General features: G+C 39.1%; 25 protein-coding genes and 6 pseudogenes. 3 read left to right on the top strand and 28 right to left on the bottom strand.

Annotation, left to right across the window (positions count from 1 at the left end; genetic code table 11):
* Window positions 1-50: 50 nt before the first annotated feature.
* From KUH03_RS13220 to KUH03_RS13090, 28 genes and pseudogenes are all read right to left on the bottom strand, one after another.
* Window positions 51-1,490 (bottom strand): SusD/RagB family nutrient-binding outer membrane lipoprotein, encoded by a 1,440-nt coding sequence (locus KUH03_RS13220; RefSeq protein WP_257093961.1) that lies wholly within the window; start codon window positions 1,488-1,490, stop codon window positions 51-53.
* Window positions 1,491-1,694: 204 nt separating this feature from the next.
* The gene (locus KUH03_RS13215) at window positions 1,695-1,961 is read right to left on the bottom strand and encodes a hypothetical protein (RefSeq protein ID WP_257093959.1); all 267 of its coding nucleotides are present in this window, start codon (window positions 1,959-1,961) and stop codon (window positions 1,695-1,697) included.
* A gap of 8 nt (window positions 1,962-1,969) precedes the next feature.
* Complete coding sequence (locus KUH03_RS13210) at window positions 1,970-2,239, bottom strand: hypothetical protein (protein ID WP_257093957.1); 270 nt, start codon at window positions 2,237-2,239, stop codon at window positions 1,970-1,972.
* A gap of 113 nt (window positions 2,240-2,352) precedes the next feature.
* The gene (locus KUH03_RS13205; protein WP_373564709.1) at window positions 2,353-3,357 is read right to left on the bottom strand and encodes a hypothetical protein; all 1,005 of its coding nucleotides are present in this window, start codon (window positions 3,355-3,357) and stop codon (window positions 2,353-2,355) included.
* Window positions 3,358-3,467: 110 nt separating this feature from the next.
* Window positions 3,468-4,730, bottom strand: a complete 1,263-nt coding sequence (locus KUH03_RS13200; protein ID WP_257096943.1) for a SusC/RagA family TonB-linked outer membrane protein — start codon at window positions 4,728-4,730, stop codon at window positions 3,468-3,470.
* A gap of 308 nt (window positions 4,731-5,038) precedes the next feature.
* Complete coding sequence (locus KUH03_RS13195; protein ID WP_257093955.1) at window positions 5,039-5,356, bottom strand: FecR domain-containing protein; 318 nt, start codon at window positions 5,354-5,356, stop codon at window positions 5,039-5,041.
* A gap of 90 nt (window positions 5,357-5,446) precedes the next feature.
* A pseudogene (locus KUH03_RS13190) lies at window positions 5,447-5,915 on the bottom strand (FecR family protein); the annotation flags it as partial.
* Between the two features lie 8 nt (window positions 5,916-5,923).
* Window positions 5,924-6,223: a hypothetical protein gene (locus KUH03_RS13185; RefSeq protein ID WP_257093951.1), complete on the bottom strand. Its 300-nt coding sequence runs from the start codon at window positions 6,221-6,223 to the stop codon at window positions 5,924-5,926.
* 87 nt (window positions 6,224-6,310) lie between these two features.
* Window positions 6,311-6,475 (bottom strand): RNA polymerase sigma factor, encoded by a 165-nt coding sequence (locus tag KUH03_RS48590; RefSeq protein ID WP_373564708.1) that lies wholly within the window; start codon window positions 6,473-6,475, stop codon window positions 6,311-6,313.
* Window positions 6,463-6,903 (bottom strand): RNA polymerase sigma factor, encoded by a 441-nt coding sequence (locus KUH03_RS13180; RefSeq protein ID WP_257093949.1) that lies wholly within the window; start codon window positions 6,901-6,903, stop codon window positions 6,463-6,465. The genes KUH03_RS48590 and KUH03_RS13180 overlap by 13 nt, the downstream gene beginning before the upstream one ends.
* Before the next feature lie 289 nt (window positions 6,904-7,192).
* Window positions 7,193-7,953 (bottom strand): annotated as a pseudogene (gene trpA, locus KUH03_RS13175) (tryptophan synthase subunit alpha).
* Between the two features lie 3 nt (window positions 7,954-7,956).
* Window positions 7,957-9,139 (bottom strand): annotated as a pseudogene (gene trpB, locus KUH03_RS13170) (tryptophan synthase subunit beta).
* The gene (locus KUH03_RS13165) at window positions 9,136-9,762 is read right to left on the bottom strand and encodes a phosphoribosylanthranilate isomerase (RefSeq protein ID WP_257093947.1); all 627 of its coding nucleotides are present in this window, start codon (window positions 9,760-9,762) and stop codon (window positions 9,136-9,138) included. The pseudogene trpB and the gene KUH03_RS13165 overlap by 4 nt, the downstream one beginning before the upstream one ends.
* Before the next feature lies 1 nt (window position 9,763).
* A pseudogene (gene trpD / locus KUH03_RS13160) lies at window positions 9,764-10,752 on the bottom strand (anthranilate phosphoribosyltransferase).
* 387 nt (window positions 10,753-11,139) lie between these two features.
* Window positions 11,140-11,628, bottom strand: coding sequence for a hypothetical protein (locus KUH03_RS13155; protein ID WP_257093945.1), 489 nt, complete (start codon window positions 11,626-11,628; stop codon window positions 11,140-11,142).
* A 57-nt stretch (window positions 11,629-11,685) separates the two neighbouring features.
* Window positions 11,686-11,907, bottom strand: coding sequence for a DUF2795 domain-containing protein (locus KUH03_RS13150; RefSeq protein ID WP_028072584.1), 222 nt, complete (start codon window positions 11,905-11,907; stop codon window positions 11,686-11,688).
* Window positions 11,908-12,029: 122 nt separating this feature from the next.
* A complete protein-coding gene (locus KUH03_RS13145; RefSeq protein WP_120261557.1) occupies window positions 12,030-12,788 on the bottom strand; it encodes an ABC transporter ATP-binding protein in 759 nt (252 codons plus the stop codon).
* Window positions 12,770-13,408 (bottom strand): 1-acyl-sn-glycerol-3-phosphate acyltransferase, encoded by a 639-nt coding sequence (locus tag KUH03_RS13140; protein WP_257093944.1) that lies wholly within the window; start codon window positions 13,406-13,408, stop codon window positions 12,770-12,772. Before KUH03_RS13140 ends, KUH03_RS13145 begins: the two co-directional genes overlap by 19 nt.
* Window positions 13,409-13,620: 212 nt before the next feature.
* Entirely contained in the window at window positions 13,621-13,926 is a 306-nt protein-coding gene (locus KUH03_RS13135) for a substrate-binding domain-containing protein (RefSeq protein ID WP_257093942.1), read from the bottom strand.
* Window positions 13,911-14,324: a substrate-binding domain-containing protein gene (locus KUH03_RS13130; protein ID WP_257093940.1), complete on the bottom strand. Its 414-nt coding sequence runs from the start codon at window positions 14,322-14,324 to the stop codon at window positions 13,911-13,913. Before KUH03_RS13130 ends, KUH03_RS13135 begins: the two co-directional genes overlap by 16 nt.
* Window positions 14,325-14,686: 362 nt before the next feature.
* A complete protein-coding gene (locus KUH03_RS13120; RefSeq protein WP_257093939.1) occupies window positions 14,687-14,881 on the bottom strand; it encodes a hypothetical protein in 195 nt (64 codons plus the stop codon).
* Between the two features lie 158 nt (window positions 14,882-15,039).
* A complete protein-coding gene (locus tag KUH03_RS13115; protein WP_257093937.1) occupies window positions 15,040-15,261 on the bottom strand; it encodes a c-type cytochrome in 222 nt (73 codons plus the stop codon).
* Window positions 15,228-15,428 carry a c-type cytochrome gene (locus tag KUH03_RS13110; protein WP_257093935.1) on the bottom strand — a complete coding sequence of 67 codons (201 nt, stop codon included), beginning with the start codon at window positions 15,426-15,428 and terminating at the stop codon, window positions 15,228-15,230. Before KUH03_RS13110 ends, KUH03_RS13115 begins: the two co-directional genes overlap by 34 nt.
* Window positions 15,429-15,448: 20 nt before the next feature.
* Complete coding sequence (locus KUH03_RS48585; protein ID WP_373564811.1) at window positions 15,449-15,682, bottom strand: c-type cytochrome; 234 nt, start codon at window positions 15,680-15,682, stop codon at window positions 15,449-15,451.
* On the bottom strand, window positions 15,589-15,864 hold the full coding sequence (locus KUH03_RS13105; protein ID WP_257093933.1) for a hypothetical protein: 276 nt from the start codon (window positions 15,862-15,864) through the stop codon (window positions 15,589-15,591). Before KUH03_RS13105 ends, KUH03_RS48585 begins: the two co-directional genes overlap by 94 nt.
* A gap of 201 nt (window positions 15,865-16,065) precedes the next feature.
* Window positions 16,066-16,665 (bottom strand): annotated as a pseudogene (locus KUH03_RS13100) (LysR substrate-binding domain-containing protein).
* A gap of 139 nt (window positions 16,666-16,804) precedes the next feature.
* The gene (locus KUH03_RS13095) at window positions 16,805-16,966 is read right to left on the bottom strand and encodes a LysR family transcriptional regulator (RefSeq protein WP_257093931.1); all 162 of its coding nucleotides are present in this window, start codon (window positions 16,964-16,966) and stop codon (window positions 16,805-16,807) included.
* A gap of 60 nt (window positions 16,967-17,026) precedes the next feature.
* Window positions 17,027-18,395: pseudogene (locus KUH03_RS13090) on the bottom strand (dipeptidase).
* Between the two features lie 107 nt (window positions 18,396-18,502).
* Between KUH03_RS13090 and KUH03_RS13085 the strand changes: the two are divergent.
* From KUH03_RS13085 to KUH03_RS13075, 3 genes are read left to right on the top strand one after another with little or no spacing between them, the layout of a single operon-like run.
* Window positions 18,503-18,817 (top strand): hypothetical protein, encoded by a 315-nt coding sequence (locus tag KUH03_RS13085; protein ID WP_257093929.1) that lies wholly within the window; start codon window positions 18,503-18,505, stop codon window positions 18,815-18,817.
* Between the two features lie 7 nt (window positions 18,818-18,824).
* On the top strand, window positions 18,825-19,376 hold the full coding sequence (locus tag KUH03_RS13080) for an RNA polymerase sigma factor (RefSeq protein ID WP_257093927.1): 552 nt from the start codon (window positions 18,825-18,827) through the stop codon (window positions 19,374-19,376).
* Window positions 19,369-19,719 (top strand): hypothetical protein, encoded by a 351-nt coding sequence (locus tag KUH03_RS13075; protein ID WP_257093925.1) that lies wholly within the window; start codon window positions 19,369-19,371, stop codon window positions 19,717-19,719. The genes KUH03_RS13080 and KUH03_RS13075 overlap by 8 nt, the downstream gene beginning before the upstream one ends.
* The last annotated feature ends 127 nt before the right edge of the window (window positions 19,720-19,846 follow it).

The raw sequence follows: 19,846 nt of genomic DNA, 5'->3' as shown, positions 1-19,846 counted from the left end.
CCGGCAAGCATTGCTGCTTTTTTAGAAAATCTCTTCTTGTGTCCATGTTTTTATTTTATTAACCACATTGTGGCATTTACGTTATCTCCTTCGGTAAACTGTCGCTTTACAGCTGCATCCAGGTTGGATTCATTATATTGCGACTCAGAAAGCGGATATTGCCAACGTTTTGGTACTTTACCTCCATTTAATGTTCCGGGGCCAACTCTCAACATAGGGACACCAGTGCGTCGCTGTTCAAAGAAAGGTTCCCAGCTAGAATTCATATAGAAAGCAATATATTTTTGTGTCAAGATCTTTGTTAGCGGATCGCCTGTTTCTAATTTGACAAGATCCTTATTCAGGTAATCAGAAACGATCGTTCCGGTTATTTTATAGAAAGCCATTGATGCAGTTATTCCTTTTTGATAATGATCATTCATATCTCCGGAGATCCAGCCCCGTTGAATTGCTTCTGCTATTAGAAATTCCTGTTCGGCATAACTTAAAAAGATCATAGGTTCATTCACTGGACTACGAAGATCGACAAATCTTCTCGCAATTAGCGAAGATTGAGCGGCACTAGCTTGTTGATCGGCAGGAGAGAGTCCTGCATCTACGCCTTTATAGTTTGAGAAAACTCCCGCAGTTTTACCAGCGATAGCGTCCCCAAATGAGAATAAACGAGGGTCCTCCCTTTTCTGAAGCATTTCTACAAAAGATTGTTCGAGTGATACTAAGGTTGAAACGCTTAGATGTCCTGCGGTAGGGTAGTAGTTTGAGGGATCAGAGGTATTGAATACGAGTTGTGCATTGTCACTAATATTCCCCATGAGTGGATATTTGACTGGATTACTGATTATAGATTGAAATTGTTGCTTAATGGCTATTTTGGTTTGGCCTTCTTTCTTTGAAAGATGAATGAGCAGACGTAATCGATAAGCGTTTATTAGTTTTTTCCATTTATTGGCATCGCCGCCGTATATAATATCTCCGTCTATTTTTCCATTTCCTGTATCCATGAGAGAGTTTGCTTGCTCCAGTTCTTGCAGTAGTCCATCATAGATATCTTCTTGTTTGTCATAGATTGGCGTGCGACCGTCTTGTTCGGCGCGAAGGGCATCTGTATAGGGAATATCACCGAACGTTTCTGTCATTTGCGCAAAGTAGATTACACGAAACAAATGAGCAAGTCCTTGGAAATTTTTGTTGTCCGTAACAAGAGGTTCTAATTTGAGCACTTGACGTAAACCTCCATAATTATCATAATTGCCGCGATTCCAATTGTAGTTGATGGATTCGTTAGGTCGTTCATAATAAGTGAGGTGTCTTGAGGCATAAGCGGCACTGATGGGATTGTTGTTAAAGATATTCTGACAGATATAGGTCATTAATAATGCCGGCGTAGCTTTGGTCGGTTTATTGGGATTGTCTTGATAATAATCAAATTTTTTGCAGCTAGTCACCATGGTGAATAAGCAAACGAGCCAAGGAATATATGTTTTTTTCATAATAAGTTCTCCAATTAAAATTTAAGATTGACATTGAAACCGATGTTACGAACGGTCGGTTCAGCGAGCTGTAAGTCACTATATCCGTCAGGATCCATATAAGGACCTTCGACCAGAGTAATAAATTGCGTCCTACCAATGAAAAACTCGCTGTCTTAAATGGTGTTTTGGTTAAAAGGTTGCTGGGGATTTGATAGCTTAGTGTCAACTCTCGTAGTTTAACAAAAGTTCGATCGTAGAGAGTTGACTCATCAATTCCGTTTGTGTAAGTTGCAAAACCCAATCCACATAGTTTACCTTGGTGGTATTAGGAACGAAAGTGCGGGAATCACCGGTTATATTGCCTTGGGCATCATAGGTAACATCTCCTCCGGTTTGTGTTACGCCACCGGCAAGATAGGTCTTTTCTCCACGGTAAGCATCGTCACGGTAACTATTTGCGGTATTGGGATGCATACCACCTTCATACATTTTTGCTTCTATAGCATTATTTGTTTTCCTCCAATACGACCGTCGAAAGCAAAGGAAATTCCGAAATTTTTATATTGAAAGTTATTCAGAAATCCAAATTCCCAGTTCGGTAGCATATAGCCAAGATTGACCTGCTGATTAATGTATTGCGGAATTCCATTTTCATGGACAATCTGTCCATCTGGAGACTTTTGCCATGCCCAGCCGCGATAGATATCCATTCGTTGCCCCACTTTTACACCACCGCGAATTTCTTCACCACCTTGATATTCAAGCACTGTATTACGTAATCGGGAGTAATTTAATGTTGTACTCCATTTAAAATTCTCCGTCTGTACAGGTGTTCCTGATACGACAACTTCGATACCTCTCCGTCGGTAACGGTCACCATTTACTTGAAGTTTTGCAAACCCTGAAGCTTCCGATAGGGGACTTCTACAACATTGTTAGTCCGGTCGTAGTTGAAATAGGTGAAATCAACGCCGATCCGATTGCGAAATAGCCGTAACTCAGCACCGTATTCCTGAGAGATTGTTTTGTTGGGTTTTAATCCTGGAGGACGTAAAGCATCAGGAAGATACAAAGAAGGGTTTCCGTTCCATCTGCTACCGATTTCGTAGGTTAATAGCGCACTATAGGCATTGATATCGGTCGTGGCATCTGTTACAGCACCGCGTAGTTTAAAGTAAGAGATTACTGTAGGTAAATGGAACATTTCGGATACGATCAGGCTCAAGGAAGCTGAAGGATAGAAATATGAATTGTAAGGGGATTGTAGAGCAGAGGTCCAATCGTTTCTTCCTGTTAAACTTAAAGTTGCCATATTACGATAGTCCAGATCAACATAGCCATACATTCCATATACTTGTTTTTCTACGCGTTCATTGGTAGAGCGGACAGGGTCTCTGGAATTATCCAGGTTGTACCATGCTGGAACAGAGAGCCCACCTGTTGTCCTAGACTCCAGTTTATTGTACTGGTCTAATCTGGTACTCGCCCCGACACTGGCACTAATCGTAAAATCTTGGGATAGTTTTTTATCATAGGTCAATAGTGCATCACTGACAAAACGCATGCGATTATCACGATTGACGCTATAATTACCATATGGTGCTGCGGAAGTACCATAATTGATATAACTATATGGAACGCGGCTTTCACTGTTAGCAAAGTTTGTGGTAATGCCACCGCGAACGAGTAATTTTAGGTCGTTGTTAAACTTATATTTGATATTTCCTTGTGATACAATGACATCATTGGTATAGGCTCTTTCCTTCTCGTATGCTAAGAACCAAGGGTTATTATACCAGCTATAATTATAGGTTAATTGTTCCGAGCCTTCCCGCCCTGGTTTCCAATAATTCCGCATATCCCGAATGTCGACATCAGGTCCCATCCATAATATGATGTTGTAAAGATAATTATCAGGAGAATAATCACTATTTGGATAATTAGGCGAGTATTGTCTATTATAGGATAGTGTTGCCTCGGCATCGAGTTTACTGTTTAGTTTGAGCTTCCTGCTAGGCTTAATGTGGTAGAATTTAACGTGGTGTTGGGCACTTGGCCTTTCTGATACAAGTGAGATAATGAGATGCGATAATCTGACTTGTCCGTTGATCCGGCCACACTCAAATTATGGGTCGTAATTAAGCCATTAGTGAGAAAATTATTTAAATTTTCTTTCCCTCTACTGATCCATGGAAGGGGTTTCAATTTATTTGTCGCTGGATCCAATGGACTATTGTATTGTGGTATTTCGACAAAACCGCTACTGGTGCTCGGATCAGGTTGATTCAATTTTGGTCCCCAGACGTAACCATAGGCATCATTGATACCACCGCCTTTTCCGTCGACAAAAGCGTATTTTCCATTAAATCCCATACCATAGTCCTGCTGTGTTTTGGGAATACGTAAGAATCCGGCTTGAAATTCCGTACTAGAGTTATAGGTGAGTTCAATTCCTGCAGTTCCGCCTTTGCCCTTTTTGGTGGTGATCATAATAGCACCGTTTTGTGCTACTGAACCATATAAAGCTGATGAAGCAGTTCCTTTCAATACAGTAATATTTTCTATATCATCTGCATTTATGCTCCACATATTAAAGCCATCTGGGGCAGGAACCCCATCAATGACGATTGTAGCATTGCCCCCTCTCAGTGTAATTTCGGGATTTTCAAATAGGGTAGATTTAGTTTTGATTTGGAGACCAGCAACTTTACCAACCAAGCTGGACGCAACATTAGGCTCACGGGCTACGGACAGACTTTCTCCCTTAACTTCCTGTGCAGCATAAGCCACCTTCCGCTTCTCTTTATTAATACCTAAGGCAGTGACGACCACTTCTGCCATCGCATTGCTGATTGGGTTCATCACTACCTGAAGATCTTTGTCTTTCACTGTAATTTCCTTTCTCTCGTATCCCAAAAAACTAAAGACTAGTGTTGAGTTAACGGATACCTTTAATGCAAATTTTCCTTCTGAATCCGTGCGGGTTCCAATTTTATTGTCAGTTTTTGTATAGATGTTAACGCCAGCAAGTGGTCCCTTTTCATCCCTTACAGTCCCTGAAATCTCGATTTGTTGTAACCTAAGAGCTGCCGTAATTGTGATTGTTCGCGACATCTTTTGGTAGCTCAGCCCTCTCGGAGCGAGGATTTTTTCCAATGTTTCATCTAAAGACGCCTGTTCTACTGTAAGATTAACTGGTTCTGCTTTATTTACCAGGTCGCTTGAATAAAAAAACTTATAATCAGTCTGTTGTGTTATTTTTTTAGCACATTATCCAAGCGCATGTGCTTGACTGATAGGTTGATTTGTTGTCCGTTTGTTTTGGCATTGAGCCCAATTGAGAACAAGATGAAGATGATTGTCAATTTCATTCTTCTAATGATTAAATAATGTTCCGTAAAAAAACGACATAGTTGTATCGTTTCTTTACGATCACAGAAATATTCCATAATTTTGAATTAAGGTTGTTTAACGATTTTTTTGAACAGCTTTTTTGAATAGACTGCGGAGATGTTACCACCATCTCCGCTTTTTTTTGTGTTAACTTCGTATCATAGGCAGCGTTTTTATTTGTTTTTTTGTTTAACAGTAAGATGATTGCCATTAAGGATAAAATCCAGGTTACCTACATTTGCAAGCATTTTCAGCACGCCATTTAATTTACTGTTACGATCCATACTACCACTATATAGACCCTTGGGTAAATTTCCAACTATGCTGACTTTCAAATCATACCAATTACTAATATCTTGTAATATCTTACCTAATGTTTCATCTTTAAAATAGAAATATCCTTCTTTCCATGCAGTAGCACCCTCAATATCTATAGCTTGTGTTTTTAACTTGTTTTTTTCATCTATAAAAGCTCTTTCCCCAGGTGTCATGACGATGTGCTGATCATGATAGGTCAATTGGACCGATCCTTCGACCAATGTAGTTGATATATGTTTGGGATGATAGGCTCTTACATTGAAAGCCGTACCTAATACAGAAATATTGACATCTCCAGTTTGGACTTTAAAAGGACGTTTTTATCTTTTGTATTTTAAAGAATGCTTCTCCTTCGACTTTGACAAAGCGCTCATCTGTAGGAAATCGATTTGGAAAATAGAGCTTGGAATTAGCATTTATCCAAACAGTTGATCCATCTGGTAACTGTATTTCAAAAGTTCCAGCTTTTGGAACTTCGAGCACGTTCCATTGAATAGTTTCTTCAGCAGAACTTCCGCCATAAACTAATCGACCTTTTTCGTAGTTCAGATTTGCTATGCTGTTCTTCTCATTAATTGTGTGTTGCTTGTTAAACTCAAGCTTTTCGCCATTGTAAAGTGTCAGACGTGCTTGGTTTTTCCCCGGAAGTATTTCTGCTGGATGTTTTTCGACAAACTCTTGCGGTAGATTTTCAGATCTATTCGGTTTGTAGTGCCAAAGTATGGTTAACATGCCTAGGATTAGTACTGCTGCTGCCGAAGCAAATGTCCATAGTTTTTGTACTTTTCTTTGTTTTTTTCTCTCTCCTGAAGCGTTGCTAGTGTTTGTGCCATTTTTTTGTCAACAGCACCAATGATCGATTCAACGACTTGAGGAGGAGGTTCGCATTGCTGCGTAGAAATCTGTTCTTCTATTAGCTCACGAAGATTCTCTATGGATGCAGTAGAACCAAAATGTTGCATCAGTTGTTCAATGTCTTCAGCTGAGCAACGGTTGACAATAAAATCCTGAAACAGCTTATTCAAATTTTTCTTTTCCAAGGCACTTCTTTTATATCTATTACGCCTTGCTAATGAAAAGTCACTACACGAAATTGAAATTATTTTTTATTTTTTTTTTTGAAAGAGCTATTTAGTCCACAGAAGAAGAAGGAAATAAGGGAGATTTACTGGGTTCTGTAGAAACAGTAATATTTTTTTATTGGCACGATTTAAATGGTTACTAATCGTATTGGGAGATATTTGTAAAAGATCTGAAACTTCCTCATAGCTGCGGCCCTCTATTTTGCACAATTGAAATACCGTTCTACATTTAGGGGAAGTTCTGTCAATGCTTTATCTATCAATTCTCTTCGGTATTTATTTTCCAAAAGCTCATCTATATGTTGGTAGACAGTTTCTTGGATATTGACAAGATATTGCTGATAATTTCGATCTTTACTGATTTTTCGATAAAAGTCAGCTACCATATTGGCTGCTATGCGATAAAGGTAACCTTCAAAGGAACGTTCAGGGTCAATCTTTGTCCTATTTTCCCAAACTTTAACGAAAACATCGTGAAGAATATCTTCTGCAATATCGGACGCTTTTACGAGTTTAAGCAGGTTGCTTGCCAGTTGATGCTTGTACGTATTGTACAACCATTCAAAAGCTATCATTTCACCTGCATTTAAGCGAATGATCCAGGCAGTATAGTTCAGATCTTCAGCCTTGCTCTTCATTTTGCGAAACTATTGGTTATACATGAATTGGTTGTTAACTGAATGTAATCAGATTGTGTATATTATTCTAAGACTAAACAAGCGGTCTTAAAAGATATATCATCAGCTAAAGCGTATTTACGCTACAATATTAGTAAATTATGAATGAAGTTTGCAAATATCTTTTAAAGGAGTGGAACTTTAGGTATTCTACAATAGGGCAATAATGCTTCTTTTTGAAATGGTGAACAAGGTACTAACGTGAATCCGTTGTTTTCTGTTGGATTCACATTAGCACTTTGTTGTTGTACTATCCTTTTATTGATTTTATAAAATCAGGGATCTGATTCATATAATCTTGCTCCGTCAATCTTTTTACAAACGCGCTACCGATAATCGCACCAGCGGTATATTGACTTGCTTTTTGAAATGTTTCTCTGTTTGAAATTCCGAACCCAACGATTAAAGGGTTTTTCAGTTGAAGATCATGTATCCGCTTGAAATAAGCATTGGTATCCTCGCCTACATCCAGTGTTTTTCCAGTTGTGGCATTGGAGGACAATAAATAGATAAAACTATTGGATAGACTATCTATTTTTCGGATTCTTTCAGTTGAAGTCTGTGGCGTTACGATAAAGATATTCGCAATGCCGTTTTTCTCAAAAGTTTCCCTATAGAGATCCTCGTATTCATACATCGGTAGATCGGGAATAATGACACCATTCACACCGACATTTTTGCATTCTTCACAAAATTTCTCCACACCGAACTGGATTACAGGATTGACGTAACCCATTAGGAAGACTGGGATCTGCACATGTTGGCGTAGTTCACGTAACTGTTCAAATAATTTTTTGACAGTCATTCCGTTGGCCAGAGCAACTTCTGAACTGTGTTGGATAACAGGTCCATCTGCAACAGGATCGGAGTAGGAAAACCTATTTCTAAAAAGTCTGCACCCGCTTCTTCCAATTTCTTGGCTATGCGAATGGTACTGTCCAGTTCGGGATATCCTGCTGTAAAATATATCGATAGAAGGGGATTGCCTTCTTTTTTTTCAATCGTATTCATGCGTTAAAAATCAAAGTATTTCATATAGTTATCGAGATCCTTATCGCCGCGTCCTGATAAACAAACGACAACGGTTTCATCACCCTTGAAAGGGATTTTCCTAAATAAGCGAGTGCATGTGAGCTTTCGATTGCGGGGATAATACCCTCCAGTCGAGTGAGTTCCAGTCCCGCGCGCATCGCCTCATCATCTGTGATACTAACATATTTTCCTCTTCCGGATTTAAACAGCCAAGCATGCTGCGGTCCGATGCCAGGGTAATCAAGTCCGGCAGAGATAGAATAAGGTTCTATTACCTGACCATCTTCGGTTTGCATTAATATGGATCGACTACCATGCAGTACACCTTCTTTTCCTAAAGCTGTTGTAGCTGCTGATTCACCTGAATCAACACCATGTCCCGCTGCTTCTACAGCATACAACTGTACAGATTCATCATCCAGAAAATGATAGAACATCCCTGCAACATTGGATCCACCACCCACACAAGCTAATACGATATCTGGATTCTCTTTACCTGTTTTTGTTAATAACTGCTTTTTGGTCTCTTCGGAGATAATGGATTGGAAGCGGGCAACCATGTCAGGGTATGGATGTGGGCCTACAACAGAGCCAATAATGTAATGTGTATCGACCGGATTATTGATCCAATCACGCAAAGCTTCATTGGTCGCATCTTTGAGCGTTTTTGAACCAGATGTTGCAGGAATAACTTCCGCACCCATCATTTTCATTCGCGCAACATTGGGTGCCTGTCTTTGGATATCAATTTCACCCATATAGACGGCACATTGTATCCCTTTTAATGCACACACGGTAGCCGTAGCTACACCATGTTGTCCAGCACCTGTTTCTGCGATGATCCTTTTTTTTCCTAAACGTTCAGCTAATAGAATCTGTCCGATGGTGTTATTGATTTTATGTGCGCCAGTATGGTTAAGATCCTCGCGTTTGAGGTAGATCGTTGTACCATATTTCTCAGACAGTCGTTTCGCATGATACAAAGGGAGGGACGCCCTACGTAGTCACTGAGTAGTTGATTGAATTCCTCCTGAAAACTTTTCTCTTCGATTATCTTGAGGTATTCTTCACGTAGCTCTTTTACATTGGGATAGAGCATTTCGGGGATATAGGCGCCACCAAATGGACCGTAGTACCCTTTTTCATTGACTTGGTATATACTCATTGTTTAATACTATTTATGCTATGGGCCAAAAGATCAATATCTTTTAACCCCGGTTCTACTTCAAATTTTGAATTGAGATCTAAGGCATATAACCTGGGATCATTCGCTTGCAAAGCGTCTTTGACATTATCCGCATCTAATCCGCCGCTAAGGAAATAAGGGTACTCTAGTTTGTACTGATGCAATAAAGACCAGTCAAATCGCATACCTGTACCTCCGTAAGAGTTACTTTTGGTGTCAAATAAAAAATAGTCAATTGCTCCGGCATAGGCATTCAATACTGTCCAGTCAAAATGTTGGTCTATACCGAAAGCTTTGATCACGGTTACAGCAGTATGTTGTTTAAGTTCCTCACAAAATTGAGGGCTTTCATCGCCATGTAATTGAACTGCATTTAAATTGAATTCGTCTATTTTATGATAAATTTCCGTTAGGCTTGCGTTCACAAAGACACCAACTTTTATAATATCCTTGAGCCCCTTTATATATTCCCGGTTGGCATCGCCAACAAATCGTTTGGATTTTTCATAAAATATAAAACCGATGTAATCAATAGCAAGACCAGAAACCGCAATGATATTGTCGGGGTATTTCATGCCACAAACTTTTATCTTGACTGCCATTTTATTGGTTTGTTATTTTTTTGAAACTTTTGAGCGCTTTTCCTCCCATAAGTGATTCCTCGGCTTCATAGAAACAGTCACCAAAGGATTTTTCAGGATGAAATGTTTTTATGGCAAATGCTGCATTTGTCAAAACTACATTATTCTGTACATCTGTACCCTCATTATTTAAGATGGATAAAAAGTCTTTGCTGCTTCAGCGATGCTGTCTCCGCCAGCGAGTTCCTCGGGAAGAATAGGGCTAAAACCTAATTCCTCCATACTATAATAATTTTCACCCTGATTGTTGATGACCTTGAAATCTCCGGTCATCGATATTTCATCATAGCCATCCAATGCATGGATAATGGAGTACTGTTTGTCTGTATTTTGGTATAGATAACCATATAGGCGTGCAAGCTCTAAGCTGAATACCCCTACAGATTGAAATTTCGGGTTGGCCGGATTTGTTAATGGCCCCAACATGTTAAAGAATGTTTTTACACCTAGGGCACGACGTATCGGCGCAACTGTTTTCATAGCTGGGTGAAACAATGGTGCGTGTAGGAAGCATATATTGGCTTCGTCAAGCTGACGCTGTAATTCAGCTTTGTCATTCGTAAATTGATAACCCAAATACTCCATTACATTCGAAGATCCGCAGCTCGATGATACACCTATATTGCCATGTTTGGCAACTTGATAGCCCGCACCGGCTGTAACGAAAGAAGCAATTGTAGAAATATTGAACGTATTTTTGCCATCACCACCCGTACCACATAGGTCGATCAGATCGTAGCCATCAAAATCCAATTGGAGACATAGGTCGTACATGGCATCTCTAAACCCACCAAGTTCTTCCACCCGAATACTACGCATGCCATAAGCTGTCATAAAAGCAGCGATTTGATAACTGTCATATTTACCTTTGGCAATGTTAGTCAAGATCTCATAAGCTTCTTGTCGCGAAAAAGACTTGTATTCAAATAAATGGGCTAAAATTTCTTTCATAATATTTTTAAATAAAAAGGGCTTACCTTATTCAGGCAAGCCCATCATATCTTGATGTATATATCAAATAATGCAATAGGAGTTTGCCACAACGTTATTCGTTGTGCCACCACCAAGCTTTATTTAATACAGTTATTATCATTTCTGTTTTTGTTATTACAAATATGGTTGATAGAATTTTAAAATGCAAGTGTTTTTATTGAAAAATTTTTAAGAAAGCTTGTTACGCTTAAAATTGCTTTCAAACAGCATGTCATAGAAAACGGGAACAAGGTGAAAGCATCTTACCTATTATTCCGAGAATACGAAAATTGTCCCACTAGATTTGCTCGCATGCCATAGAAGGAATTTCTACTAGTACCGACAAACAATACAGCCAGTAAAAGACTAATAGAATACGAAATGTGCTTTATTGTTCCCTTTAGAAACCAAGGTAAAGGAGGCTATTTTTTTGTCCCGAATAACAGTAGCAAAAACAAAACGATTGAGATGCCTAACGAAATAAACCTGTTTCGGATCTATTCCTTCAAGGTCAATATCGAAAGTTTCTTTCCGACCGGCCTGTATAAAGTTGATATATTCCAATTTGTTGATATCCTTGCTCTGTACATTGATTCGCATCTCATCTATGCTGGCTAGAAGATATTCCTGTTGGTCTTCATCTAGATTTTTCGCTGTTAATATATCCTGGCTTAAAATGATGTCCGTAGCGAGATTGGTATCATTGAGACGATGTACAAATTGCTTTAATACAGTAACATTTTCGGAAGTAACCGGCTTTTCCTGTGCGAATACCGAAATATAGAGTATACAGCTTACAAACGTTAACAACAATACCTTTACTTTTATCTTCATAAGCTTAAGACTGAACTTCATAGCAATGGATTAATTTACTGAAATAAAAACGCCTTTAACTAAAGGCGTTTTTATTTTCTAGTATTCATCTTCATTGAAGAAGAAATCATCTTTTGTTGGATAATCGGGCCAAATTTCTTCAATATTTTCATATGGCTCACCGTCATCCTCAAGAGATTGTAAGTTTTCAATCACCTCAACTGGTGCACCCGAACGAATAGCGTAATCGATTAATTCATCTTTTGTTGCTGGCCATGGTGCATCTTCTAGATGCGAAGCTAATTCTAATGTCCAATACATATAAAAACAATTTAAGTTCTCTATTTTCGCAAAACTATCATTTAATTTAACTTAAACAAGTAAATCAACTGTTATTTTTGTGTCAATAATATAAGTGTTTGATTTATAATGAAATAATATTTTTAAATATTCTCAAAGTCGCTCCCCTTTTCATTCAGCGCACTTAGTCGTGGTGATACAGATTTGATATCAGCATTGGGATAATCGTTTTCAATTAGTCCATCGCGCATGCGTACAATACGATGGGCATGTAGTGCAATATCCTCTTCATGTGTGACCAAGATAATGGTGTTTCCCCTGGAGTGGATCTCTTCGAGCAGACCCATGATTTCAATGGATGTCTTTGTGTCAAGATTCCCCGTAGGCTCATCTGCTAATATAATGGAAGGATCATTGATCAGCGCTCTCGCAACAGCCACCCGCTGACGTTGTCCACCGGATAGCTCATTGGGTCTGTGATCCATACGATGTCCAAGTCCAACGCTTTCCAATGCACCAGTAGCTTTCTCTTCACGTGTGGCCTTATTGTATCCAGCATAGATCAAAGGAAGTGCAACATTCTCCAGTGCGGTGCTTTTAGGAAGTAGATTGAACGTTTGAAAAACAAACCCTATCTCCTTATTTCTTACTTCAGCGAGTTCATCTTCGGACATGTCACTTACATTAATGCCATTGAGGATGTATTCACCTCTACTAGGGGTGTCCAAGCAACCCAGGATATTCATCAATGTGGATTTCCCTGATCCTGAAGGCCCCATAAGTGCTACAAATTCTCCTTTATGGATATTGAGGGTAACCGAACTGAGCGCATGAATTGTTTCTGAGCCTATTTGATATTCCCGCGCAATATCTTTGATTTCGATTAATATCTTTCCTGACATATTTTTTGGACGTTCTCTGGTTGATGAAAATACGATTTATTCTTCATAATCCAATAGGAATGCATTTTGTCATATACAATTTTCTCCAAGTCGGACGCATTGTTGTCGTCAAAATCTTTTGTCTCGATAGGTGAAAAAACATGTACCTTAACAATTCCCGGATGAGATCCTCTTTTTGCACCGTCATCAAAGAAAATGTCCCATGCATTTTCAATAATAATAGGCACTACAGGCACATCATTTTGAACGGCAATACGAAAAGCACCAGACTTAAATGCATGTATTTGAGGCGGAAATCCGTCATCGATCTTTCCTTCCGGAAAAATAACGACACTTCGACCATTTTGGACAAGCTCGTTAGCCCGTTGAAATGCTTTAAATGAAGATACTTTGCTCCTTCGCGTGACAGGAATATCTATGGTTTTGAAAAATATACGGGTAACGGGGTTTTTAAGAAGAGAAGCCTTGCCAATAAATGAAAACGGGACCGGGCATAGATAGGTGAGTGCTGTGATATCAAGTACTGAAGTATGATTGGGGCATAATATCATCGGCCTGTTCCAGTCTATTTTTGATTCGTAAGTTACTTTAAAAATACACCCGCCAATGCGGATCCCCAATTGATACCCAACGCCTCATACGTGCTATCCGGGCATAATTCTTTTCAGGATTTTGGGCCAAAAAATAGATATAGGGAATAATACGATGAAAACAAGTAAGACGCTAATAAAATACCAGTAACGATGGAGTTTTTTGAGCAATAGAACCATACAATTTAACTAATTTTGACCTAAAGTAAAAAAAAATGGATAATTAATTATCCATTTTCTTTTTAGTCTATTGTAAAGCCATATTTTTGTAAATCTGTTTGGCCGTGGGGAGTCCATAAATTTGAGGAAATCATCTGCTGCCTGTGCATGGGGTGCATTTTTAGTTTTGCCGCCACATAGGTTGCCGTGGTATTTTGACTGTCCGGAATTTTGATACCTTCCACCGGATGACCAATAAGTTTTTGATAAACAACCTCAGATGTCCAGACCGGAGCGACATCTGCTTGACTATAAAGGATACGCATCGGGCTTTCGCGATGATGTATTTTTGTTAAATACGTGCTTCCATCCTTTACTTTATCTTCCATAATCTTCTTGACAAGTTGTTCACCCCTGCTTTTTTATATGATGCTTTGATTTGTTCTCCTATGCCTTCCCATTGTGGATTGGGCATGCTAATACGCACATTGGAGTTCCCCAGATCGTTTAATGTTTTGATATTTGCAGGGTTTCCCTTTGGGATCATCAAACATATATTGTTGTAACAATAGGTCTGGGTATGACTGAAATAATCGGCCATGTCATTAATCGCACGTTTGCTTGCCGTGTAAATATCAGGTTTGTGCGTAATGCGTAGGTTACCGACGGTGATGGAGCCCCCTTTTATCTGCTTTGCCAGAATTCCGGGAGGCAATGTTTCTACAAAAATACGTTCGTACTGAGGATATTCCTTTTTGAAAGATGTTAATAGATCGTCAACGACCATAAACTGATTGCCGGCAAAGAAAACTGTTAGCTGTGGATTCTCAATATCGCCATATAGATCGGGGATATTATCGATCCCGGGAACCGTAAAATTAAGTGCTGATTCTGGGGATTATTCCATGGAGGATCAAAGCGATGTTCTTGCGCATTAGTTTTTGTCGATACGAACAAGGCCATAGCGAGGGTGAAGGGGACTAGCTTTTTCATCATATTATGGTTTAACAATGACCCAACCTTCATTTGCCCTCAAGATCAATTCACCATTTCCACTAGGGACATAGCCAATGAAATCAAATAATTCTTCCTTGGCGATATGCTTTTCTTCCAACGTATTTAAACACTGGGCGACAATAACTCCTTTTTCTATGAGATCCTGCAGCGGTTTTTCATACTGACTGTTCTTTTTAAATAAGCTTCTGTTCCGCCTGAAAAAGCAACCAGTTCAATTTGAAGATGCCCCTTTAATCGAGGATCTTTCAAAACGTTGTTGATATTTCGGATGGCCTTCTCAATTGTTTTTGGATCATTACTATCCAATTGATAGATTGCTTTATACATTTTTTCTTAGCAACAGCACCCGTATATTGATGGTTGTTGAGTAATAATTTATTGCTTTGTGCTTTAGCTTGAATCGTTGTCATCGCTAAGAGGATGCAAGCGATTGTCAGTTGTTTTTTCATCATATTAAAAATTATAAGGTCCGTGTTTATGTTGTTCTAAACTAATATTATCTGCGTATGGGGATAGGGACTATCCTTTGGTTTTTTTGCCAAATTTGGATAATCAAGCTCCTTGTTTGCTTTTTTAGGTCGGTCAAAAGAATTGATATAGGCAGCGACATCATAAGCTTCATCGTCGCTGAGCTGAGGTGCGTCGTAACTTGCTCCTAAGGGCATATTTGCTTTTATAAAGCGTGTTGCGGTAAGCAATCGGGCCATACCAGCTCCATCGTTATAGCTGTCTTTCCCCAAAGTGGCGGGTATAGATATCCCTTGCCGGTAGGCTGTGCCATGCCTTGTCCTTCTTTTCCATGACAGCTCGTGCATTTGCCTTCAAATACCAACTGACCATGTTTTAAATCTGCGGCGCGGTTTGGGATCTCCATTTTGACAAAACCCTGTCCGGCTAATCTTCCTTTATTGACTGTATTGATACTGATGTTTTTATATAGGTAACAATAGCGCGCATTTCTTTGCTGTTTTCTGGAATAGCACGACCGTTCATACTTCTTTCAAAACAGCCATTAATGCGTTCCTCCAGAGATTCTACTTTGTTTTCCCGTCCAATGTAAACTGGGAAAACATTTGTGAGTCCAACATAGGAGCTGCGAATGCCTTTGTCCCGCCGTTTAGGTGGCAACTGCTGCAAGCCAATTTATTTCCGATTTTTATGTCACCATCGTAAAAGTAGTCGTACGTGTTTTTGATTAGCTTTTCGCCATAACTAGCCATTTCTCCTTCCGGATTGTCTTTGAAAGAAACAGCTTTGAATTGTGCTACATGTGTGATCAATGAATCATTAGCGAGAGCAAGTGAATCCATTGACCTGTCATTGTTTGCATGTTTAAGTGGAAACACACACAGCGTTGTACAGGTAATAAACAGTGCGACAATAATCCAACTGAGCGCTTTTAGGTAATTTGTTAGTTTTTTTGTGTTCCATGCCTCTAATTCGTTTGTACAAATCTACCAGCCTATCGACATGGATTAAAACGATGTTTCTTTATGAGACATAACCAAATGTTATATCTTGAAATTTTGTCTCAGACAGAACTGCAGGAATTGGTTTGGAGTACCGGCAAGGCCACCATATAGATGTGTGAAATAGAAATAACGTTCGATAGCCAAATGAGGAATATCGACGATGGTCAATTGGTTATTCAGGACCTCCCGCTGAACAGTATGAATAGAAAGAAAGGCAAAACTATGGCGGCGGGCCAGATACCCTTTGATACTTTCTGTTGATGGAAGTATCATTTCGATCTGGATTTCGGCAAGACTGATCCGTTGTTCTTTTAATGCATTCTCAATAATCGTGCGGGTACCTGAACCCTGTTCGCGAAGGACCAGAGGTAATCGTGTTATATCTGAGAGAATGGGATTTTTAATTGTTTTAATAATGGGTTTTCGCTATTGGTAACCAATACGAGCTCATCTTTCATGAAAGGGATATACTTTAAAGCCCTATTGTCTGTTGATCCTCTCCGTGATACCAAGATCCAATGTTTTGTCAATAAGCTGTTCTTCAATGCTTCGACTATTGGATTGAAAAGATTGGATACGGTTGTTTGGATATTGGGAGAGAAAATCCGCCAGTAATGTGGGAAGTACATATTGGGAGATCGTTGTACTGGCTCCTAATACAAGATTCCCTTTACGTCCAGTTTGTAGTTCTTGTATCTCCTGTCCTGCCTGATTGTAGAGATTAATAATCTGTTGGGCGTATTTATAGAGAATCTGCCCCGATTCAGTAAGGTCGAGATTATTCCCTTCCTCTCAAAAAGAGGAACACCGAGTTTTTTTCTAGCTCCTGGATGTTTTTGCTTACCGCAGGTTGTGAGATGAAGAGTGCCGAAGCTGTCTTGGTGAAATTAAGATGCTGAGCTGCAGTATAAAAAACGATGAGACGAAAATCAAAATCCATAAAACGATAAAGGGTTATTTCTAAAATTTAAAAATAACCCTTTATCTAATGAAAACTAAATTATTTACTTAGTTCTGCGTAATATTTATGAAATAAAGGAATTGTTGAGATACCCATTAGGTAATTCTCAATTCCATATTTCTCGTTTGGAGAATGTAAGTTGTCACTGTCAAGTCCAAATCCCAGAAGTACCGTTTTGAGTCCCAGGACGTCTTCAAATAAAGCAACAATTGGAATAGATCCACCACCACGGGTAGGAATTGGTTTTACGCCAAATGTTTCATGCAAAGCTTTTTCAGCAGCTTTATAGGCAACACTATCTGTAGGAGTGACCACTGGTTCACCACCGTGATGCGGTTTTACCTCAACTTTAACATAATCTGGTGCAATACCTTCAAAATGTTTTTGAATAGTTCGGTAATCCGTTCAGAATTTTGGTTTGGAACAAGACGCATCGAGATTTTAGCATTTGCTTTGGAAGGTAAAACAGTTTTGGCACCTTCACCGATATATCCACCCCAGATACCATTGACCTCCAAAGTAGGTCGGATTCCTGTACGTTCTAAAGTTGTGTATCCCTTTTCTCCCAAATATTCTGAATACCCAAATCTGATTTGTATTCTTCGATATCAAATGGAGCTTCGTTCAATGCTTTGCGTTCTTCGGCCGTTAATTCAACAACATCGTCATAAAATCCAGGGATTGCAATATGGTTGTTTTCATCGTGCAAAGAAGCTATAAGTTTTGCAAGAATAGTAGCTGGGTTCGCAACAGCACCACCATATACGCCAGAGTGTAAATCACGATTAGGTCCAGTGACTTCAACTTCGACATAAGAAAGTCCACGGAGACCTGTCTCCAAAGACGGTTGCGCCATGCTGATCATAGATGTATCCGAAATCACGATCACATCTGCCTTAAGTCTTTCGGTGTTTTCTTTGACAAAAGTTCCTAAGTTAACAGAACCAACTTCTTCTTCACCTTCGATCATAAATTTGATGTTACATGCCAAAGCATTGTTTTGCATCATATATTCGAAAGCTTTTACGTGCATGTAAAATTGTCCTTTGTCATCTGCCGAACCGCGGGCATATATTTTACCATCGCGGATAGTCGGTTCAAAAGGAGGGGTGTCCCACAACTCATATGGATCAGCTGGCTGTACATCATAGTGGCCGTAGGTCAGTACAGTTGGCAATGAAGGGTCAATAATTTTTTCGCCATAAACGATTGGATTACCAGCAGTGGCACAAACTTCGACGTTGTCGGCCCCTGCATCACGCAATTTCTGAGCAACAAATTCAGCAGTCTTCTGTACGTCACCCTTAAATTTGGGATCAGCACTGACCGAAGGTAAACGCAATAAATCAAACAACTCATCTAAAAAACGTTGCTTGTTTGCTTCTACATATTCTTTAATGTTTTGCATATTGTTTGTATTTGAAACAAATTTACACAAATCGGCACATTTAACTCAATTTGTTGTAACCTTTTCAGAGTCGGTAGTGACTAATGTAAAAATTAAATCAAATCATTATGGAAAAACAGACAATGGCAGCGGTTATGGCTGTGGGATTATTTACCTGTATCACACTTTGTGTTTATTTTGTCATGCGTTATCGCAGTACTGCAATCAATCTCCCTGGGGAGGAAAGAAGAAGGCAGCCCGCTGATTGGCAAAAACCGGGGATTCTGGTGTTAGGCATAGGTATTGGCTTGTTGATTGTGGGCATAATACAAAACTATGTGAGTGCTGGCTTGCCTGACTCACTCGCTGTTGCCATTCTGATTATATCCGCTGGTATAGCTATGATTGTCGCAAATAGACTGGATAAAAAACACGATATTTAGCCATTCAATGGACGAAATCTATATTCGAAAAGTATTGTCCGGGGATGTAGAGTCATACCGGTATTTTATAAAAACGTATCAGGATATGGCTTTTTCTGTTGCGCTTTCCATTGTCAAGCAAGAACATTTGGCTGAAGATGTTGTTCAAGATGCTTTTATTAAATGCTATCAGTCCTTAACCTCTTTTAAAGGCAAATCAAAATTTAGCACCTGGTTTTATCGTATCGTTGTCCATATTGCTTTTAATAGTATCCGGTATAAGAAGTTAACACTGATCGATTTTGACCTAACAGATCATGACCAAGCATATGATGTGTCTATTCTAGACGAAATTATTGACAATGAGCGAAAAGAAATGATTAATGATGCCCTTGCTATTTTATCTCCCAAGGAATCTGTCGCCCTACGCCTATTTTATCTGGAGGAACAATCCATGGAGGAAATTCAGGAAATCATGGGCTGGACACTCGCTAATACGAAAGTCATTCTACATCGGGCACGCAAAAATATGCAACTGGTATTGAGTCAACTGATAAAAAAATCCGAATATCATGGATAACGAACACAAGAAAATGAAACAGATCATGCAAATGAGCAAAGTAAGGATGCCATTTGATGACTTTGAGCAACGTATTATGGGGCAGATTACAGATTTGGAAAATGCAAAATCCAAAGCTCATTCGGATAAAAAATATGCCATTATATTTTTTCTATTGGGGTCAATTTGTGGTATTCTACTCAATAACTATTGGATGAATAAACTTGAGAGGATAGAAATAATGGTCGCATACCGCAATTATATAGCGATAATCTCCCAGATTATTTTTGTGGTATTGATTTGCTCGTTCTGTCATCAATTATGGAAATTGATCAAGATACAACGCGATAAAAGCTATCAATAATTCCGAACCTCTTGTGGAATTTATCCGATTGATACCTCTTAATTATAACCACTATATTTTGTCTCAATTAGCTGTGGAACGCTTCAGAATGCTTTTTGAGAAATAAAATTAAATTTACTGTAACAAA

It is taken from the genome of Sphingobacterium sp. E70, assembly GCF_019285695.1.
GTDB classification, from domain to species: Bacteria; Bacteroidota; Bacteroidia; order Sphingobacteriales; family Sphingobacteriaceae; genus Sphingobacterium; species Sphingobacterium detergens.
The sequence above is the reverse complement of the archived record's forward strand: the minus strand, read 5'-3'. Positions and strand labels throughout refer to the sequence as shown.

What these genes read in the sequence shown, in the direction of transcription:
- KUH03_RS13220 (WP_257093961.1), bottom strand. Translation starts at nt 1,490, where the DNA reads ATGAAAAAAACATATATTCCTTGGCTCGTTTGCTTATTCACCATGGTG.
- KUH03_RS13215 (WP_257093959.1), bottom strand. Translation starts at nt 1,961, where the DNA reads ATGTATGAAGGTGGTATGCATCCCAATACCGCAAATAGTTACCGTGAC.
- KUH03_RS13205 (WP_373564709.1), bottom strand. Translation starts at nt 3,357, where the DNA reads ATGGGACCTGATGTCGACATTCGGGATATGCGGAATTATTGGAAACCA.
- KUH03_RS13195 (WP_257093955.1), bottom strand. Translation starts at nt 5,356, where the DNA reads ATGACACCTGGGGAAAGAGCTTTTATAGATGAAAAAAACAAGTTAAAA.
- KUH03_RS13180 (WP_257093949.1), bottom strand. Translation starts at nt 6,903, where the DNA reads ATGAAGAGCAAGGCTGAAGATCTGAACTATACTGCCTGGATCATTCGC.
- KUH03_RS13165 (WP_257093947.1), bottom strand. Translation starts at nt 9,762, where the DNA reads ATGGCAGTCAAGATAAAAGTTTGTGGCATGAAATACCCCGACAATATC.
- KUH03_RS13155 (WP_257093945.1), bottom strand. Translation starts at nt 11,628, where the DNA reads ATGAAGTTCAGTCTTAAGCTTATGAAGATAAAAGTAAAGGTATTGTTG.
- KUH03_RS13150 (WP_028072584.1), bottom strand. Translation starts at nt 11,907, where the DNA reads ATGTATTGGACATTAGAATTAGCTTCGCATCTAGAAGATGCACCATGG.
- KUH03_RS13145 (WP_120261557.1), bottom strand. Translation starts at nt 12,788, where the DNA reads ATGTCAGGAAAGATATTAATCGAAATCAAAGATATTGCGCGGGAATAT.
- KUH03_RS13135 (WP_257093942.1), bottom strand. Translation starts at nt 13,926, where the DNA reads ATGGAAGATAAAGTAAAGGATGGAAGCACGTATTTAACAAAAATACAT.
- KUH03_RS13130 (WP_257093940.1), bottom strand. Translation starts at nt 14,324, where the DNA reads ATGGTCGTTGACGATCTATTAACATCTTTCAAAAAGGAATATCCTCAG.
- KUH03_RS13120 (WP_257093939.1), bottom strand. Translation starts at nt 14,881, where the DNA reads ATGTATAAAGCAATCTATCAATTGGATAGTAATGATCCAAAAACAATT.
- KUH03_RS13115 (WP_257093937.1), bottom strand. Translation starts at nt 15,261, where the DNA reads ATGGCCCGATTGCTTACCGCAACACGCTTTATAAAAGCAAATATGCCC.
- KUH03_RS13110 (WP_257093935.1), bottom strand. Translation starts at nt 15,428, where the DNA reads ATGGAGATCCCAAACCGCGCCGCAGATTTAAAACATGGTCAGTTGGTA.
- KUH03_RS13105 (WP_257093933.1), bottom strand. Translation starts at nt 15,864, where the DNA reads ATGGATTCACTTGCTCTCGCTAATGATTCATTGATCACACATGTAGCA.
- KUH03_RS13095 (WP_257093931.1), bottom strand. Translation starts at nt 16,966, where the DNA reads ATGGATTTTGATTTTCGTCTCATCGTTTTTTATACTGCAGCTCAGCAT.
- KUH03_RS13085 (WP_257093929.1), top strand. Translation starts at nt 18,503, where the DNA reads ATGGAAAAACAGACAATGGCAGCGGTTATGGCTGTGGGATTATTTACC.
- KUH03_RS13080 (WP_257093927.1), top strand. Translation starts at nt 18,825, where the DNA reads ATGGACGAAATCTATATTCGAAAAGTATTGTCCGGGGATGTAGAGTCA.
- KUH03_RS13075 (WP_257093925.1), top strand. Translation starts at nt 19,369, where the DNA reads ATGGATAACGAACACAAGAAAATGAAACAGATCATGCAAATGAGCAAA.